Source organism: Geodermatophilus sp. SYSU D01106 (assembly GCF_054049995.1).
On record NZ_JBJGYM010000038.1, the window covers coordinates 1 to 17,796 of the forward strand.

At 76.7% G+C, this 17,796-nt stretch carries 14 protein-coding genes; 2 read left to right on the forward strand and 12 right to left on the reverse strand.

The window, feature by feature from the left end:
- Nucleotides 1–299 precede the first annotated feature (299 nt).
- The 12 genes from tyrS to pheS form a co-directional block, all read right to left on the reverse strand.
- Nucleotides 300–1,580, reverse strand: coding sequence for a tyrosine--tRNA ligase (tyrS, locus tag ACI78R_RS22740; RefSeq protein ID WP_457042382.1), 1,281 nt, complete (start codon nucleotides 1,578–1,580; stop codon nucleotides 300–302).
- Nucleotides 1,581–1,584: 4 nt separating this feature from the next.
- Nucleotides 1,585–2,256 (reverse strand): DNA-3-methyladenine glycosylase, encoded by a 672-nt coding sequence (locus ACI78R_RS22745; RefSeq protein ID WP_457042383.1) that lies wholly within the window; start codon nucleotides 2,254–2,256, stop codon nucleotides 1,585–1,587.
- Nucleotides 2,220–3,665 (reverse strand): argininosuccinate lyase, encoded by a 1,446-nt coding sequence (gene argH / locus ACI78R_RS22750; protein WP_073422731.1) that lies wholly within the window; start codon nucleotides 3,663–3,665, stop codon nucleotides 2,220–2,222. The genes ACI78R_RS22745 and argH overlap by 37 nt, the downstream gene beginning before the upstream one ends.
- A complete protein-coding gene (locus ACI78R_RS22755; protein WP_073422730.1) occupies nucleotides 3,662–4,228 on the reverse strand; it encodes an arginine repressor in 567 nt (188 codons plus the stop codon). The genes argH and ACI78R_RS22755 overlap by 4 nt, the downstream gene beginning before the upstream one ends.
- A gap of 13 nt (nucleotides 4,229–4,241) precedes the next feature.
- On the reverse strand, nucleotides 4,242–5,189 hold the full coding sequence (gene argF, locus ACI78R_RS22760; RefSeq protein WP_457042384.1) for an ornithine carbamoyltransferase: 948 nt from the start codon (nucleotides 5,187–5,189) through the stop codon (nucleotides 4,242–4,244).
- Nucleotides 5,186–6,376: an acetylornithine transaminase gene (locus ACI78R_RS22765; RefSeq protein ID WP_457042385.1), complete on the reverse strand. Its 1,191-nt coding sequence runs from the start codon at nucleotides 6,374–6,376 to the stop codon at nucleotides 5,186–5,188. The genes argF and ACI78R_RS22765 overlap by 4 nt, the downstream gene beginning before the upstream one ends.
- Entirely contained in the window at nucleotides 6,373–7,374 is a 1,002-nt protein-coding gene (gene argB / locus ACI78R_RS22770; RefSeq protein ID WP_336029304.1) for an acetylglutamate kinase, read from the reverse strand. Before argB ends, ACI78R_RS22765 begins: the two co-directional genes overlap by 4 nt.
- Complete coding sequence (argJ, locus tag ACI78R_RS22775) at nucleotides 7,371–8,537, reverse strand: bifunctional glutamate N-acetyltransferase/amino-acid acetyltransferase ArgJ (protein WP_457042386.1); 1,167 nt, start codon at nucleotides 8,535–8,537, stop codon at nucleotides 7,371–7,373. The genes argB and argJ overlap by 4 nt, the downstream gene beginning before the upstream one ends.
- A gap of 73 nt (nucleotides 8,538–8,610) precedes the next feature.
- Complete coding sequence (gene argC / locus ACI78R_RS22780; protein WP_457042387.1) at nucleotides 8,611–9,651, reverse strand: N-acetyl-gamma-glutamyl-phosphate reductase; 1,041 nt, start codon at nucleotides 9,649–9,651, stop codon at nucleotides 8,611–8,613.
- A gap of 251 nt (nucleotides 9,652–9,902) precedes the next feature.
- The gene (locus tag ACI78R_RS22785) at nucleotides 9,903–10,709 is read right to left on the reverse strand and encodes an SDR family NAD(P)-dependent oxidoreductase (RefSeq protein WP_457042388.1); all 807 of its coding nucleotides are present in this window, start codon (nucleotides 10,707–10,709) and stop codon (nucleotides 9,903–9,905) included.
- The gene (gene pheT, locus ACI78R_RS22790) at nucleotides 10,702–13,179 is read right to left on the reverse strand and encodes a phenylalanine--tRNA ligase subunit beta (protein ID WP_457042389.1); all 2,478 of its coding nucleotides are present in this window, start codon (nucleotides 13,177–13,179) and stop codon (nucleotides 10,702–10,704) included. Before pheT ends, ACI78R_RS22785 begins: the two co-directional genes overlap by 8 nt.
- Nucleotides 13,179–14,246, reverse strand: coding sequence for a phenylalanine--tRNA ligase subunit alpha (gene pheS / locus ACI78R_RS22795; protein ID WP_457042390.1), 1,068 nt, complete (start codon nucleotides 14,244–14,246; stop codon nucleotides 13,179–13,181). The genes pheT and pheS overlap by 1 nt, the downstream gene beginning before the upstream one ends.
- Before the next feature lie 135 nt (nucleotides 14,247–14,381).
- On the opposite strand from pheS, the gene ACI78R_RS22800 reads away from it, so the two are divergent.
- Together ACI78R_RS22800 and ACI78R_RS22805 are read left to right on the forward strand one after the other, a co-directional pair.
- Nucleotides 14,382–15,224, forward strand: coding sequence for an EamA family transporter (locus tag ACI78R_RS22800; RefSeq protein ID WP_457042391.1), 843 nt, complete (start codon nucleotides 14,382–14,384; stop codon nucleotides 15,222–15,224).
- A 65-nt stretch (nucleotides 15,225–15,289) separates the two neighbouring features.
- On the forward strand, nucleotides 15,290–17,665 hold the full coding sequence (locus ACI78R_RS22805) for a diguanylate cyclase domain-containing protein (protein ID WP_457042392.1): 2,376 nt from the start codon (nucleotides 15,290–15,292) through the stop codon (nucleotides 17,663–17,665).
- The last annotated feature ends 131 nt before the right edge of the window (nucleotides 17,666–17,796 follow it).

Genomic DNA, 17,796 nt, shown 5'->3' on the forward strand with positions numbered 1-17,796 from the left:
CCGGTGACACCGACCAGGCCACGGGGTTATTACTTGGCACTGACTTTCGGCACGCTGTTGAGTTCTCAAGGAGCGGACGCACACCAACTCGACCCTTCCGGGCTCCGTCAGCAGCGGCTTGTCCTACTGTACGCCCGCATCGGGGGCTCCTACCGGGGCCTCTCCGCTGCCCTCCCGGGCCGTGCGGCGCGCAGAGAGAAAGTTACGTGGCTGTCGGACCCGTGTCAAACCCGGGCCGCGGTGACGCCGGACACCGTTCCGGAACCGGCGTGTCACACGCCGTTCACGCGGGCGTCGGGCTAGGGCGTCACCCGCTGCACGCCGGCCACGGAGCGCTTGCCGCGGCGCAGCACCAGCCAGCCGCCGGGCAGCCAGGCGTCCTCACCGGGGATCGCGTCGGCGTCGGTCACCCGCTCGTTGTTCAGGTAGGCGCCGCCCTCCTTCACCGTCCGCCGGGCCTCGGACAGGCTGGCGACGAGGCCGGTCTGCTGGAGGAGCTGGGCGACGGTCGGCGTCCCGCCGTCGACGGTGACGCTGCCGGCCTCCCGCAGGGCGGCGGCCAGCGTCTCGGGGCCCAGGGCGGCGAGGTCGTCGCGCCCGAACAGCGCGCGCCCGGCCGCCTCCGCCTGGCGCAGCTCCTCGGGCCCGTGCACCAGGGCCGTCAGCTCCTCGGCCAGCGCGCGCTGCGCCGCCCGGGAGGCCGGCCGCTCGGTGCTCTCGGCGACGATCGCGGCCACCTCCTCGGCCGGGCGCTCGGAGAACTGGGGCAGCCAGGTGAGCGCGTCGGCGTCGTCGGCGTTGAGCCAGAACTGGAAGAACGCGTACGGCGAGGTGAGCGACGGGTCCAGCCAGACCGTGCCGCCCTCGCTCTTGCCGAACTTCTGCCCGTCGGACTTGGTGACCAGCTGGGTCGACAGGGCGTGCACGCCTGCGCCCTCGACGCGCCGCACCAGGTCGATGCCGGCGGTCAGGTTGCCCCACTGGTCGGAGCCGCCGGTCTGGAGCGTCACCCCGTGCCGGCGGAAGAGCTGCAGGTAGTCGTGCGCCTGGAGGATCTGGTAGCTGAACTCGGTGTAGCTGATGCCCGCCTCGGAGTTCAGCCGGGCTGACACCGCCTCCTTGGCCAGCATCCGGCCCACCCGGAAGTGCTTGCCGAGGTCGCGCAGCAGGTCGATCGCCGAGAGCGGCTCGGTCCAGGTGAGGTTGTCGACGTACACCGGGGCGGGCAGGCCCCCGCGCTCGGCCGGCAGCTCGAGGAACGGCGCCAACTGCCGGCGGATGCTGTCGACCCAGCCGGCCACCGTGGCGCGGTCGTTGAGCTGGCGCTCCGCCGTCGGCCGGGGGTCGCCGATCAGCCCGGTGGCGCCGCCCACCAGCACCACCGGCCGGTGCCCGGCCCGCTGCAGCGCCCGCAGGACCATGACCTGCACCAGGTGGCCGACGTGCAGGCTCGGCGCGGTGGGGTCGAACCCGCAGTAGTAGGTGACCGGTCCCCCGGCGAGGTGCGCGGACAGCGCGGCCTCGTCGGTGGTCTGGGCGATGAGGCCGCGGCGCTTCAGCTCGGGGAGGACGTCGGTCACGGGATCAATCCTGCCCGGCGCTCCGGGGACGCCGGCGTCCCCCCGGGCGGAACGCGCTCACCGACGGCACCCCGGTCTCCCAGAAGCGCCACGGCAGCTCGGTCGCCCGGCTGATGCCGACTCGGGGCCCGGCCGACACCCCGGCCGGCGGCTCCCCCGCGTGCAGGCGCACCGGGGAGGCGGGGTCGAGGACGTCGGCGCCGCCGTCGCCCGGCCCGATCGCCAGCGCCGCGGTGAGCCGGGCGGGCCCGCGGGCGAGGTCCCGCGGCACCCGGGCGGAGGGACGGCGGACGGCGGCCAGGGACTCCCCCACCACCACCTCGCCGGCGCGCAGCAGCACCGCCGACCCGCGCCCCGCCGGGCCGACGACGACGTTGGCGCACCAGTGCACGCCGTAGCTGAAGTACACGTACAGCCGCCCGGGCGGGCCGAACATGATCGCGGCGCGCGGCGTCGGCCCGCGGTGGGCGTGCGAGGCGGGGTCCTCCCCCTCCCCCGAGTACGCCTCCACCTCGGTGAGCCGCACGGCGACGGTGCCCTCGGGCCGGTCGGTGACCACCCAGCAGCCGAGCAGCGCCGGCGCGACCTCGTCGACCGGCCCGAGCAGCTCGTCGGCGGTGAGCAGCCGCCCCGGCGAGGTCAGAGCGCGGCCGCCACGGGCGAGCCGGCCGACCACCGGCCGTGCGCGGCGGCGACGTCCTTCAGCGCCGCGAGCTGGCCCGCGACCCGCTCGGGCGCCGTCCCCCCGCGGGTGCTGCGGGCCTCCAGCGCGCCGCGCACCGAGAGCACGGAGCGCACCTCGGGGGTGAGCCGCTCGTCGATGCCGGCGAGCTGGTCGTCGTCGAGCTCGTCGAGCTCGACGCCCGCCTCCTCGCAGAAGGCGACCATCGCGCCGGAGATCTCGTGCGCCGAGCGGAACGGGACGCCGTTGCGCACCAGCCATTCCGCGACGTCGGTGGCCAGCGCGAAGCCCTGCGGGGCGGCGGCCTCGAGCACCTCCGGGCGCAGCGTCAGCGTGGCGACCATCCCGGTGACCGCGGGCAGCAGGAGGAGCAGCTGCTCGAGGGAGTCGAAGACCGGCTCCTTGTCCTCCTGCAGGTCGCGGTCGTAGGCCAGGGGCAGGCCCTTGAGCATGGTGAGCAGGCCGGTCAGGTTGCCGACGAACCGGCCGGACTTGCCGCGCGCGAGCTCGGCGATGTCGGGGTTCTTCTTCTGCGGCATGATCGACGACCCGGTGGCCCAGGCGTCGTCGAGGCGGGCCCAGCCGAACTCGGTCGACGTCCAGAGCACGACCTCCTCCCCCAGCCGGGACAGGTGGACGCCGATGAGGGCGGCCGCGAAGCAGAACTCGGCGGCGAAGTCACGGTCGCTGACCGCGTCGATCGAGTTGTCGGCGGCCCGGTCGAAGCCGAGCTCGGCGGCGACGGCGTCGGGGTCCAGCGGCAGCGACGAGCCGGCCAGCGCGCCCGAGCCCAGCGGGCTGACGGCGGCGCGGCGGTCCCAGTCCTGCAGCCGGTCGACGTCGCGGGCGAACGCGTGCGCGTGCGCGAGCAGCTGGTGGGCGATGAGCACCGGCTGGGCGTGCTGGAGGTGGGTCATGCCGGGGGCCGGCACGTCCTGGTACCGCTCGGCCAGCCCGAGGAGGGCGTACTCCAGCGAGGAGAGCTCCCCGACCAGGGCGCGCACGTTGTGGCGGAGGTAGAGCCGCAGGTCGGTGGCGACCTGGTCGTTGCGGGACCGGCCGGCGCGCAGCTTCCCGCCGAGCGTGCCGAGCTTGGCGATCAGGCCCCGCTCGAGCGCCTCGTGCACGTCCTCGTCGGCCTCGACGGGCGCGAAGGTGCCGGCGGCGACCTCGGCCGACAGCTCGGTGAGCGCCCCGAGCATCTGCTCGAGCTCGTCGTCGGCGAGCAGGCCGGCGCGGTGCAGCACGCGGGCGTGCGCGCGGGAGCCGGCCAGGTCGTAGGGGGCGAGCCGCCAGTCGACGTCGGTGGACTTCGACAGCGCCGCCATGGCCGGGGAGGGGCCGCCGCCGAAGCGGCCGCCCCAGAGCCGGGTCTGCGAGGCGGGGGCGGTCGGGTCGGTCACGGGGTCGGTCCTCCGGGGGGCTCAGGGACGGGGGCGTCGTCGGTCAGGTCGCTGTGCAGCTCGGGGTAGACGGCGGGGGTCCGCGCGGCCATCGCCCGCAGCCGCTCGGCCAGCGCGGGGCCGCCGTCGGGGGCGCGGGAGACGACGAGCAGCGTGTCGTCCCCGGCGATGGTGCCCAGCACGTCGGGCAGTCCCACCTTGTCCAGCGCCGAGGCGAGGAACTGGGCGGCCCCGGGCGGGGTGCGCAGGACGGCGAGGTTGGCGCTGCCGTCGGCGCTGGTGAGCAGGTCGGCCAGCAGCCGGGTGAGCCGGGCGGGCGCGGCCTGGGCCGGGCGCAGCGGGGCGTTCTCCGGCGGCAGCACGTAGGACGCCGGGGCGCCGTCGGTGCCGCGCAGCTTGACGGCGCCGAGCTCCTCGAGGTCGCGGGACAGCGTGGCCTGGGTGACCTCGATGCCGCCGTCGGCCAGCAGGGCCGCCAGCTGGGTCTGGGAGGTGACCGGCCGGGCGGTGATCAGCTCGGCGATGCGGGCCTGCCGGGCCGAGCGGGTCAGCGCCCCGGTCACGCGCGGTCCCCCGTCACCCGGATCGCTCCAGGAGCCACAGCAGGAGGGCCTTCTGCGCGTGCAGCCGGTTCTCCGCCTCGTCCCAGACGGCCGACCGCGGGCCGTCGATCACGTCGGCGGCGATCTCCTTGCCCCGGTAGGCGGGCAGGCAGTGCAGGACGACGACGTCGTCGGCGGCGCGGTCGACCGCGGCCTGGTCCAGCGCGTAGGGCAGGAACGGCGCGACGCGGGCGTCGTACTCGTCCTCCTGGCCCATGGAGACCCAGGTGTCGGTGACCAGCACGTCGGCGCCGTCGGCGGCGGCCGCGGCGTCGGCGGTCCACTGCACCGAGCCGCCGGTCTCGGCGGCGATCTCCGCCGCCCGCTTGAGCACGTCCGGGGCGGGCTGGTAGCCCTCCGGCGAGCCGATCCGCACGTGCATGCCGGCCGTGGCGCCGCCGAGCAGGTAGGAGTGCGCCATGTTGTTGGCGCCGTCGCCGAGGTAGGTGAGCGACCGGCCGGCCAGCGACCCCCTGCGCTCGATCACCGTCTGCAGGTCGGCGAGGATCTGGCAGGGGTGGAAGTCGTCGGTGAGCGCGTTGACCACCGGCACGCGGCTGGTGGCGGCCATGGTCTCCAGCCGGTCCTGGCCGAAGGTGCGCCACACGATCGCCGACACCTGCCGGTCGAGGACCCGGGTGGTGTCCTCCACCGGCTCGCCGCGCCCGAGCTGGCTGGACCCGGCGTCGATGACCAGCGGGTACCCGCCGAGCTCGGCGACGCCGACGGAGAACGACACCCGGGTGCGGGTGGAGGGCTTGTCGAACAGGACGGCGACCGCGCGGGGCACGCCGTTCGCGGCCCGCAGCGGGGTGGGCGCGGCGTCGGTGTGCCGGGTGCGCTTGAGCTCGGCGGCCAGCGCCAGGACCTCGGCCTGCTCGCCGGGGGTGAGGTCGTCGTCGCGGGTGAGGTGCCGGATCACGGGGCGGTCTCCTGGAGGGCGGCGTCGAGGGCCGCGGGGAGGGCGGCGACGAACGCGTCGACCTGGGCGTCCGTCACGACCAGGGAGGGGGCCAGCCGCACCACGTCGGGGGCGACGGCGTTGGTGAGGAAGCCGGCGGCGCGCAGGTGCGCCTCCAGGGCGGCGGCGGCCGGGGCCGTGAGGACGACGCCGAGCAGCGCGCCCCTCCCCCGCACGCCGGAGACGCCGGGGTGGCCGAGGCCCTCGATGCCGGCGGTGAACCGGTGCTCGAGCTCCTTGGCCCGCTCGAGCAGGCCCTCGTCGCGCACGGTATCGAGGACGGCGAGCGCGGCGGCGCAGGCGATCGGGTTGCCGCCGAACGTCGAGCCGTGGGAGCCGGCGGTCATGAGCTCGGCGGCGTCGCCGAAGGCGAGCGTGGCGCCCAGCGGCAGCCCGCCGCCGATCGCCTTGGCCAGCGTGATCAGGTCGGGCTGGAGCCCGTCCGCCTGGGAGGCGAACCAGTGGCCGGTGCGGCCGGTGCCGGTCTGCACCTCGTCGACGGCGAACAGCGCCCCGGCGTCGGCGGCGGTGCGGGCGGCCGCGGCCAGGTAGCCCGCCGGCGGGGGCAGCACGCCGCCCTCGCCGAGCATCGGCTCGAGCAGCACCATCGCCGTCTGCCCGCCGACCGCGCCGGCCAGCGCGGCGGCGTCGCCGTAGGGCACGTACCGGACGCCGCCGGGCAGCGGGGCGAACGCGGCGGCCTTCGACGGCTGCCCGGTGAGCGCGAGCGCGCCCATCGTGCGGCCGTGGAAGGCGCCCTCGGCGGTGACCACCTCGGGCCGGCCGGTGAGCCGGCTGATCTTGAAGGCGGCCTCGTTGGCCTCGGCGCCGGAGTTGCAGAAGAAGACCCGCCCGGGCCGGCCGGCGAGCTCCAGCAGCCGCTCGGCGAGGGTGACGCCGGGCTCGTGCATCGCCAGGTTGGAGACGTGGCCCAGGGTGCCCGCCTGCCGGGCGATCGCCTCGGTCACCCGCGGGTGGGCGTGGCCGAGGATCGTCGTCGCGATGCCGCCGAGCAGGTCGGTGTACTCGCGGCCGTCGACGTCCCACACGACCGACCCCTCGCCGCGCGCGAGCGCGACCGGGGGCGTGCGGTAGTTGCCCATCATCACGGCCGACCAGCGGGTGGCCAGCTCCTCCGTGTGGGTCATGCCGGCTCCTCTCCGCTCAGGCTGTGGGCGGGGACGACCATCGTCCCGGTGCCCTCGGTGGTGAACATCTCCAGCAGCAGGGCGTGCGGGGTGCGGCCGTCGACGACGGTCGCCCGCTTCAGCCCGCCCTCGACCGCCCGCAGGCAGGCGGCCATCTTCGGGATCATCCCGGCGTCGAGGTCCGGGAGGATCTCCGCGAGCTCGGCGGCGTCGATCTGCTGCACGAGCGAGTCGCGGTCGGGCCAGTCGGCGTAGAGGCCCTCGACGTCGGTGAGGACGACGAGCTTCACCGCGCCCAGCGCGACGGCGAGCGCCGCCGCGGCGGTGTCGGCGTTGACGTTGTGCACCACGCCGTCGCGGTCGGGGGCCACCGTGGCCACCACCGGGATCTTGCCGGCGGCCAGCAGCGCGGTGACCGGTGCCGGGTCGACCGCGGCGACGTCGCCCACCAGGCCGACGTCGACCGGCTCGCCGTCGACGACGGCCGTCGTCCGCTCGGCGGTGAACAGCCCGCCGTCCTCCCCGGACAGGCCGACCGCGAGCGGGCCGTGGGAGTTGATCAGCCCCACGACCTCCGGGCCGACCTGGCCGGTGAGCACCATGCGGACCACCTCGACGGTCTCCGGGGTGGTCACCCGCAGGCCGCCGCGGAACTCGCTGGCGATGCCGAGCCGGGACAGCATCCCGGTGATCTGCGGGCCGCCGCCGTGGACGACGACGGGCAGGATGCCGCAGGTCCGCAGGAACACCATGTCCTCGGCGAAGGCGCGGCGGCACTCCTCGTCGACCATCGCGTGGCCGCCGTACTTGATCACCACCACGTTGCCGTGGAACTCGCGCAGCCACGGCAGCGCCCCGGTGAGGACGGCGACCTTGCGGGCGTCGCCCTCCGGGTCGTAGGTGCGCATCACCCGGGTGGTGCCGATGCGGCGGCGCGGCGGCGGGGGCTGCTCGTCGATCCGGACGTCGGGCGGGCTCGGGTCCTGTGCGGTGCTCATGTGGAGTACGCCGAGTTCTCGTGCACGTAGGCGATGGACAGGTCGTTGGTCCAGATCGTGGCCTGCTCGGTGCCGGCCCGGAGGTCGACGTCGATGGTGATGGCCCGGCCGGTGAGGTCGACGCCCTCGCGCGGGTCGCCGATGGCGCCGCCCCGGCAGACGGTCACGCCGTTGATCGTGACGTCGACGCCGTCGGGCTCGAAGGCGGCGTCGGTGGTGCCGATGGCGGCGAGCACCCGGCCCCAGTTGGGGTCGTTGCCGAACAGCGCCGTCTTGAGCAGGTTGTTGCGCGCGCAGGCCCGGCCGGCGGTGAGCGCGTCGCGCACGCTGGCCGCGTTGCGGACGGTGATCGCGATGTCCTTGGTGGAGCCCTCGGCGTCGGCGAGCAGCTGCATGGCGAGGTCGGTGGCCGCGGCGGTGAGCGCCTCGGCCACCTCCGCCGCGGTCGGCGTGACGCCGCTGGCGCCGTTCGCCATGGCGATGACGGTGTCGTTGGTGGACAGGCAGCCGTCGGAGTCGACCCGCTCGAAGCTGACGCCGGTGGCGGCCGCCAGCGCCTCCTGCAGGACGGCCGGCTCGACGGCGGCGTCGGTGGTGAGGACGACGAGCATCGTGGCGAGGCTCGGCGCGAGCATCCCGGCGCCCTTGGCCATGCCGCCGACGGACCAGCCGTCGCGCTGCTGCACCGTCGTCTTGGGCACCGAGTCGGTGGTCATGATCGCCCGGGCGGCGTCGGGACCGCCTTCGGCGGACAGCGCCCCCGCGGCGGCGGTGACGCCGGGCAGCAGCCGGTCCATCGGCAGCCGGACGCCGATCAGCCCGGTGGAGGCGACGGCGACGTCGACCGCGCCGACCTCCAGACCGGCACGCCCGAGCGCGGCGGCGGTGTGCTCGGCGGTGGCGTGGGTGTCCTGGAAGCCCTCGGGGCCGGTGCACGCGTTGGCGCCGCCGGAGTTGAGGACGACCGCCCGCAGCCGCCCGCCGGAGAGGACCTGCCGGCTCCACAGCACCGGCGCGGCCGGGAAGCGGTTGGTGGTGAAGACGGCGGCCGCGGCGGCCTGCGGGCCGTCGTTGACGACCAGCGCGACGTCCTGGGCGCCGGTGCTCTTGAGCCCGGCCGCGACGCCGGCGGCCCGGAAGCCCACGGGTGCGGTGACGCTCACGCTGCCTCCTCGCTGGCGCTCGTCGGCCGCGTTCGCGGCGCTGCTGTGCACATGCATGAGCTCGCAAGCTCGCTCATGGGGCCACCCCCACCAGCGGGAGGCCCGCGGTCTCGGGCAGGCCGAGGGCGATGTTCGCGCTCTGGACGGCCCCGCCCGCGGTGCCCTTGGTCAGGTTGTCGACGGCGGCGACGACGACCAGCCGGCCGGCGTCGGGGTCGACGGCGACCTGCACCGCGACCGTGTTCGCGCCGAGCACCTGCGCGGTGGTGGGCCACTGGCCCTCGGGCAGCAGGTGCACGAACGGCTCGTCGCCGTAGGCCTCGGCGTAGGCGGCCCGCGCGGCCTCGGCGTCGGTGCCCGGCCGCAGCGGCGCCGAGCAGGTGGCGAGGATGCCCCGGCTCATCGGCACCAGCGTGGGCGTGAAGCTGATCCGCACCGGCTGGCCGGCGGCGGCGCCGAGGGTCTGCGCCATCTCCGGGGTGTGCCGGTGGACGCCGCCGACGCCGTAGGCGCTCACCGATCCCATGACCTCGCTGCCGAGCAGGTGTGGCTTCGCGGCCTTGCCCGCGCCGGAGGTGCCGGAGGCGGCGACCACGACGACGTCGGGCTCGACCAGGCCCGCGGCCAGCGCCGGGGCCATCGCGAGGGTGACCGACGTCGGGTAGCAGCCGGGGACGGCGATCCGCCGCGCCCCGGCGAGCTTCTCCCGCTGGCCGGGGAGCTCGGGCAGGCCGTAGGGCCAGGAGCCGGAGTGCTCGCCGCCGTACCAGCGGGCCCAGGCGGCCGGGTCCTCGAGCCGGTGGTCGGCACCGCAGTCGATGACGAGCGTGTCCTCGGGCAGCTGCGCGGCGATCGCGGCCGACTCCCCGTGCGGGAGCGCGAGGACGACGACGTCGTAGCCGGCGAGGTCCGCGGGCGCGCTGGGCCGCACCTCGAGGTCGGCGAAGGGCAGCAGGTGGGGCTGCAGCTCGCCCAGGCGTCGGCCGGCGCTCGAGTTGGCGTGCACCCCGGCGAGCCGGAGGTGCGGGTGCCCGGCCAGCAGCCGGACCACCTCACCGCCCGCGTACCCGGTGGCGCCGGTGACCCCGACCGTCCACGTCTGCCCTGTGTTCACGATGCATGACCATACAGGGGCGTGCATGACCTTTCATCGCCGGGGTCGGGCCCCCGTGCCCGGCACGGTCGTGCTCTGCACGCGATGGTGTGCAGAGCACGACCTCCCCGGAGGACGCATGGCTTCCCGAGCCGGGTCGTGCTCTGCCCCGCCGGTGTGGGCAGAGCACAAGCACCCGCGGGGAGAGTCCTCGAGCACTGCCCCGCGGGGGTGGGCAGAGCACGGGCCGCCGCGGAGGAACGGGCGCGGGGTCAGGCCAGGGGGTCGGCGTCGCCGTACGGGAGCAGCCGCAGCCGGCGGGCGTCGCCGGCCGGGGTGGTGGCGCGCAGGGCGTCCAGGGTGTCGGCGCCGGCGCGCAGGAAGCGCCCCGACCACGCGTCGAGCTCCCCGGCGGCGATGGCCACGACGAGGTCGACGACGTCGGCGGGCGGGGTCCACTCGGTGCGGCCGGCGTGCATCGGCATGGCGCGCGTCATCGCGGTGTCGACGACGCCGGGCGCCACGTCGAACGCGCGCACGCCGTGCTCCGCGCCGGCCAGCCCGATCGCCTCGGTGATCCGCATCTGCGCGGACTTGCCCGCCGAGTAGGCGCTGTAGCGCGCGTCGCCGCGGGTGCCCAGGCCGCTGGCCAGCCCGACCACGCGCCCGCCGCCGGCCGCGAGCATCCCCGGCAGCACGGCGCGGGCGAGGAGGAACGGCCCGCGCACCTGGCTCTCCACCACCGACCACCACTGCTCGGGGTCGGCCTCCCACAGCGGCACCTCGGCGGCGTCGATCGCGCCCGCGTTGTTGACCAGCAGGCCCACCGGGCCGAGCTCCGAGGTCACCCGGGCGACGGCGGCGTCGACCGCGGCGGCGTCGGTGACGTCGGCCGGCACGGCCAGCGTGCGCGCCCCGGTGGCCGCGGCGACGTCGTCCATCGCCGCCCGCAGCCGCTCCCCGCCGCGGGCGAGGCCGGCGACGGCGGCGCCGCGGGCGGCCAGCCCCTCGGCGAGGTGCCGACCGATGCCCGCGGACGCCCCGGTGACGAGCGCGACCAGCCCGGAGAGGTCAGGCATCACCACTGCGCAGGGTGATCCCCTGCATGGCGACGACGGCGAGGATGCCCTCGCGCACCTGGGCGACGTCGGCCGCGGTGAGCGTGCGGTCGGGCGCGCGCAGCACCAGCGAGTACGCCAGGGACCGTGATCCGGCCGGCACCGGCGGGCCGGAGTAGACGTCGAACAGGCGCACCGCCTCGAACAGCTCGCCCGCTCCCCCCCGCACCAGCGACTCGACGTGCGAGGCGGTGACCTCGTCGGGCACGACGAAGGCGAGGTCGAGGAACACCGGCGGGAAGGCGGAGATCCGCGGGCCGACGGGCACCGGCCGGGCCGGCAGCGCATCGACGTCGAGCTCCATCACCGACGTGCGGGCGGGCAGGTCCAGCGCCGCGCACACCCGCGGGTGCAGCTCGCCGGCGTACCCGGCCACGACGTCGTCGTCGCCGACGCGCACGACCAGCTCGGCGCAGCGGCCCGGGTGCCAGGGCGCCCGCTCGCCGGGGCGCACGAAAAGCTCCACGCCCGCGGCCGCGGCCACCACGCGCGCGGCCTGCACGGCGTCGGCCCAGCCGGCCGGGCGGCCCGGGCCCCACCAGCCGCGCGGCTCGCGCTGGCCGGCGAGGGCGACGGCGACGTGCCACGGCTGCTCGGGCACCGCGCCCAGCAGCGCGGCGAGCGTCTCGTCGTCGGGCCGGGCGTCGACGCCGGGCAGCGGCGCGGGGGTGCGGTCGCCGCCGCGGAAGACCGCGCCGTGCTCGAACAGGGCGAGGTCGCGCTGCCCGCGGGCCAGGTTGCGGGCCAGGGTGGCGAGCAGGCCCGGCAGCAGCGTGGTGCGCAGCGCCGGCTCCTCCTCCGACAGCGGGTTGCGCACGAGGACCACGGCGCGCCGCTCGTCGTCGGCGTCCAGGCCGAGGGCGTCGAACACCGACGGCGCGAGGAACGGATAGGCCGGCGCCTCGATGTGGCCGGCCTCGGCCAGCGCCCGGCCGATCGCGCGGCGGCGGCGCTGGGTCTCGGTGAGCCCGCGCCCGGGCGGGGCGGTGGGCAGCACGGAGGGGACGTCGTCGTAGCCGGCGAGGCGGACGACCTCCTCGACCAGGTCGGCCGGGTCGGTGAGGTCGGGGCGCCAGGACGGCGGGGTGACGGTGAGCCGGTCCCCGTCGGCCTCGACGGCGCAGCCGACGGCGCCGAGCAGCTCGACCACCTGCTCCGGCGGGTAGGGCACGCCGGAGACCCGGCCGGGCCGGTCGGCGGCCAGCGCGATGGACGGGCGCGGGCGGCGGGTGTCGACGTCGACCGGCGCGCCGACGACGCGGGCGCCGCCGTACTCGGCGAGCAGCGCCGCCGCGCGGGCGAGCGCGACGACGGTCATCTCCGGGTCGACGCCGCGCTCGAAGCGGCGGGCCGCCTCGCTGGGCAGCCGGTGCCGGCGGGCGGTGCGGGCCACCCCGGTCGGCTCCCAGTGCGCGGCCTCCAGCAGGACGTCCGTCGTGCCGTCGCCGATCTCGGTGGACGCCCCGCCCATGACCGCGGCCAGCCCGATCGGGCCGGTGTCGTCGGTGATGAGCAGGTCGTCGTCGGACAGCACGCGGTCGGCGCCGTCGAGGGTGGTCAGCCGCTCGCCCTCGCGGGCCCGGCGGACGACGATCGGGCCGGTCACCGCGGCGCGGTCGAAGGCGTGCATCGGCTGGCCGAGCTCGAGCATCACGTAGTTGGTGACGTCGACGGCCAGCGAGATCGACCGGATGCCGGACTGGGCCAGCCGGCGGCGCATCCACCAGGGGCTGGGCGCGGTCGGGTCGAGGCCCTCCAGCGCGACCATCGAGAACCGGTCGCAGCGCTCGGCGTCGGCGACGGTGACGTCCCACGCCGGCTCGCCGGACCAGCTCGGGTCCTCGGCGGCGCCCGGGTCCCGCCAGCCGACCGCGAGGCCGGTGCCCATCTCGCGGGCGATGCCGCGCATGGACAGGCAGTAGCCGCGGTCGGGGGTGACGGCCAGCTCGACGACGACGTCGTCGAGACCCACGACCGGGCGGGCGTCGGCGCCGGGCTCGAACCCGTCGCCGAGCACGAGGATGCCGGCGTGGTCCTCGCCGATGCCGAGCTCGCGGACCGAGCAGATCATCCCGTCGGAGACGTGGTCGTAGGTCTTCCGGGCGGCGATCTCGAACCCGCCGGGCAGCACCGCGCCGGGCAGCGCGACGACGACGGTGTCGCCGACGGCGAAGTTCCGGGCGCCGCAGACGATGCCGCGCGGCTGCGCCTCGCCGACGTCGACCTGGCACCAGCGGATCGGCTTCTTGAAGCCCGTGAGCTCCTCGATCCCCAGCACCCGGCCGACCACCAGCGGGCCGGTGACCTCGGCCGGGGTGTGGACCTCCTCGACCTCGAGGCCCAGCCGGACGAAGGCGGCGTCGAGCTCCTCGACGGTCGTCCCGGCGGGGACGTCGACGTACTCGGCCAGCCAGCCGACGGGGACCCGCATCAGAGCTCCACTCCGAACGCCTTCGTGAACCGGACGTCGCCCTCGACGATGTCGCGCATGTCGCCGACGCCCGAGCGGAACTGCAGCGCCCGCTCGATGCCCATGCCGAAGGCGAAGCCGCTGAACTCCTCGGGGTCGACGCCGCAGGCCACGAGCACGCGCGGGTTGACCATCCCGCAGCCGCCCCACTCGACCCAGCGCGGGCCGTCGCGGTGCTCGGGGAACCAGACGTCGAACTCCGCCGAGGGCTCGGTGAACGGGAAGTAGCTCGGCCGCCAGCGGGTGATCGCCTCCGGGCCGAACAGCGACCGTGCCAGGTGGTCGAGGGTGCCGCGCAGGTGGGCCATGCTCAGGCCGCGGTCGACCGCGAGGCCCTCCACCTGGTGGAACACCGGGGTGTGCGTCGCGTCGAGCTCGTCGGTGCGGTACACCCGCCCGGGCGCGACCACGTAGACCGGCGGCGTCCGCGACAGCAGCGTGCGGGCCTGCACCGGGCTGGTGTGGGTGCGCAGCACCAGGCCGGAGTCCTCGGGCGCCACGAAGAGGGTGTCCATCATCGTGCGCGCCGGGTGGTCGCGGCCGATGTTGAGCGCGTCGAAGTTCAGCCACTCGGCCTCGAGCTCGGGGCCGTCGGCCACCTCGTAGCCCATGCCGACGAAGACGTCGGCGATGCGCTCCTGCAGCGTGGTCAGCGGGTGGCGGGCGCCGCGCGGGGCGCGGTCCCAGGGCAGGGTGACGTCGACCCGCTCCTCGGCCAGCACCCGCGCGTCGCGCTCGGCCTCGAGCTCCGCGCGGCGGGCGTCGAAGGCCTCGGTGACGGCGACGCGCGCGGCGTTGACCCGCTTGCCGGCGTCGGCGCGGGCGGCCGGCGGCAGCGCGCCGAGCTCGCGGCGGGCCAGCGGCACGGGCGCGCGGTCACCGAGGTGGGCCGGGCGGGCGGCGGCCAGCGCGTCGAGGTCGGCCGCGGCCGCGAAGGCCTCCCGGGCCGCCGCGACGGCTCCGTCGAGGGCCTCGGCGGACAGGGCCGCGACCTGCTTGGGGTCGTAGGGGTCGTTGGCGCCGGACACGGGAGGCCATTCTGCCCGGCTCCCCTCCCCGTCCGCCTGCGGGTTCCGGTCCCGTCGGCGGCGGCTGCCAGGATCGGACGGCACGGCGGGCCGGCAGGGCGGTGCGGCGGGGACGGACACGGGGAGGCGCACCGGATGGCGACGCTGCTGGCGCTGGCCTCGGCCGTCGTCTACGGGATGGCCGACTTCGCCGGCGGCATGGCCAGCCGGCGGGTCGCCGCGGCCACCGTCGTCGCGCTGTCGCAGGCCGCGGGCCTGCTCACCGTGGCGCTGCTGCTGCCGTGGCTCGGCGGTGACCCGGCGCCTGCGGACCTGTTGTGGGGGGCGGTCGCCGGGATCGCCGGCGGCGCCGGGCTGGTCCTCTTCTACCGGGCGCTGGCCACCGGCGTGATGAGCGTCGTGGCGCCCGTGACGGCGGTGTCGGCCGCGGCGCTGCCGGTGCTCGGCGGGCTGCTGCTCGGCGAGCGGCTGGGCGCGGTGGCGGTCACCGGCATCGTCCTGGCGCTGGTCGCGGTGGTGCTGGTGTCGGCGGAGGGCGGGCTGGCCTCGCTGCGCTCGGCCCGGCTGTCGGCCGTCGCGCCCGCGCTGGCCGCCGGCGCGGGCTTCGGCCTGTTCTTCGTCGTGCTCGACCGCACCGGCGACGACGCCGGGCTCACGCCGCTGGCCGCCGCCCGCGTGGTGTCGGTGCTGCTCGTCGGCGGGCTGGCGCTGGCCGGCGGGTCGGGGCTGCGGGTGCCGCGGCGGGTCCTGCCGGTGGTGTTGCTGGCCGGCATCGGCGACATGACGGCCAACGCGCTGTTCCTCGTGGCCACCCAGGCCGGCGGGTCGCTGGCGATCACCGGCGTGCTGGCGTCGCTCTACCCGGTGAGCACGGTGGTGCTGGCGCAGGTGCTGCTCCGCGAGCGGCTGGTCGCCGCACAGCGGGCCGGGCTGGCCGCCGCGGCCGCGGCCGTCGTCCTCATCGCCCTCCCCTCCTGACCCTCCGGGGGGAGATCCCGGACCACCGGGTGTCGGATTCCGCCTCCCGTGCCGACAACGACCGCGTGACCCTCTCCTCACAGGCACCGGCGCCCGGCGACACGGTGACCGACACCGTGGCCGACGTCGTGTCCGCCGCGCTGCTCGACGACGCCATCCGCGGCGTCCACAGCGTCTTCCAGCCGATCGTGGAGCTCGACACCGGACGGGTGGTCGCCTACGAGGCGCTCGCCCGCGGCCCGGTCGGCCCGCTGGAACGGCCCGACGCCCTCTTCGCGGCCGCCCGCGCCGCCGGCCGGCTGGCCGAGCTCGACGAGGCGTGCCGCGCCGCCGCCTTCCGCGGCGCCGTCGACGCAGCCCTCGTCGCCCCGCTGACGGTCTTCGTCAACGTGGAGCCCGAGGTGCTCGACACCGCCCCGCTGGCCGACCTGCTGGCCATCGCCGAGCGGGCGCCCGGCCACGTCCGGGTCGTCATGGAGATCACCGAGCGGGCGATCGCCGCCCGCCCGGCCGAGCTCCTGCGCACGGTGGAGCGGGTCCGCGAGCTCGGCTGGTCGATCGCCGTCGACGACGTCGGCGCGGAGTCGATGTCGCTGGCGTTCCTGCCGCTGCTGCGCCCCGACGTGGTGAAGCTCGACCTGCGCCTGGTGCAGGAGCGCCCCGGCCCGCAGATCGCCGAGATCATGAACGCGGTCAACGCCTACGCCGAGCGCAGCGGCGCCGTCGTGCTGGCCGAGGGCATCGAGGACGAGCGCCACCTGCGGACCGCCCGCGGCCTCGGCGCCACCCTCGGCCAGGGCTGGCTGTTCGGCCGGCCCGGCCCGGGTGCCGCGCCCGGCCTGACCGTCGGCGAGCTGGCGCTGCCCGGCGCCGGCGCCCCGGCCGGCGCGCTCGGCGCGGTGTCGCCCTTCGCGTGCCTGCCCGACGGCACGCCGCTGCGGCGGGCGCCCAAGGCCCTGCTCATCGAGCTGTCCAAGCAGCTGGAGCGCGAGGCGATGCGGCTGGGCGAGACCTGCGTGGTCGCCTCGACGTTCCAGGAGGCGCGCCACTTCACCGTCTCCACCACCCAGCGCTACCGCGACCTGGTCGCCCGCACCGGCTTCGTCTGCGCCCTGGGCGAGGACCTGCCGGTCGAACCGCTGCCCGGCGTGCGCGGCGCCCACCTCGACCCGGCCGACCCGGTGCGCGGCGAGTGGGACGTGGCCGTCCTGTCCCCGCACTTCAGCGCGGCCCTGCTCGCCCGCGACCTCGGCGAGGACGGTCCCGACCTCGAGCGCACCTTCGAGTACGCGCTCACCTACGACCGCGACACGGTGTCGGCCGCGGCGCAGTCGCTGCTGTCGCGGGTGGCCCCGCGGGTCGGCCCCGTCGCCGAGCTGCCGGCGCACGCGCCGGCCGCGGCCGCCCCGGCGGGCCGGCCCGGCGGCGGTCTCGCCGTCGGCACCACCAACGCCGAGGTGCTGCTGCGCCGGGCGCTGGAGGCCACCCCCAGCGGCGTGACCGTGGTGGACATGCGGCTGGCCGACCAGCCGATCGTCTACGCCAACGCCGCCTTCCGGGAGCTCGCCGGGCTGTCCGCGCAGGACATCCTCGGCCGCAACTGCCGGCAGCTGCAGAGCCCCGACGCCGACCCCGCCGCCGTCGCGCGGATCCGGGCCGCCGTCGCCGCGGGCGAGTCCTGCCGCGAGACGGTGCTCAACGTGCGCGGCCCCGAGCGGACGCCGTGGTGGAACGAGCTGCACCTCGCGCCGGTGCACGACGCCGACGGCACCGTCGTCCAGTACATCGGCGTGCAGGTGGACGTGACCGCCCGCGTGGAGGCCGAGCGGGCCCTGGTGCGCGAGCGGGACCGCACGTCGGCGGCGCTGGCCCGCATCCAGGAGCTCGCCTACACCGACCCGCTCACCGGCCTGCCCAACCGGCGGCGCCTGGAGGAGCAGGTGGAGGCGGCGATCTGGGAGGCCCGCGCCCGCGGCGATGCCCTCGGCCTGCTGTTCGTCGACCTCGACGGGTTCAAGGCGGTCAACGACGCGCTCGGCCACGCCGCCGGCGACGAGCTGCTGCAGGTGGTGGCAGGCCGGCTGCGCGACCGGGTCCGCCGCCGCGACCTGCTGGCACGGCTCGGCGGCGACGAGTTCCTCGTCGCGCTGCCCGACCTGCACCCGGAGACCGCGGCCGCCGAGGCGGCGCGGGTCGCCGAGGAGCTGGTGGCCTCGATCCGCCGCCCGGTGCCGCTCCTGGGCACCGAGGTGACAGTGGGCGCGAGCATCGGGGTGAGCGTCTGCCCGGCCGACGGCGTCGTGTTCGCCGACCTGCTGCACCGGGCCGACCTGCGGATGTACGAGCGCAAGGCCGCCTCGCGCGGCGCGGTGGCCCGGGCGGCCACCGCGCGGGCGGCGGCCGCGGCGGTGCCACCGCCGGCGGCGCCCGTGCTCGGCTGACCGGGGAGGGTCCGGCCGGGCACGGGGCGGAGGGGGGGGGGGCGGGGGGGCCCGCCCCCACCCCCCCCGTTGGTTTGGGGCCGGCCCCCGCCCCCCCCCCCCCCCCCCCCCCCCCCCCACCCCGCCCCGCC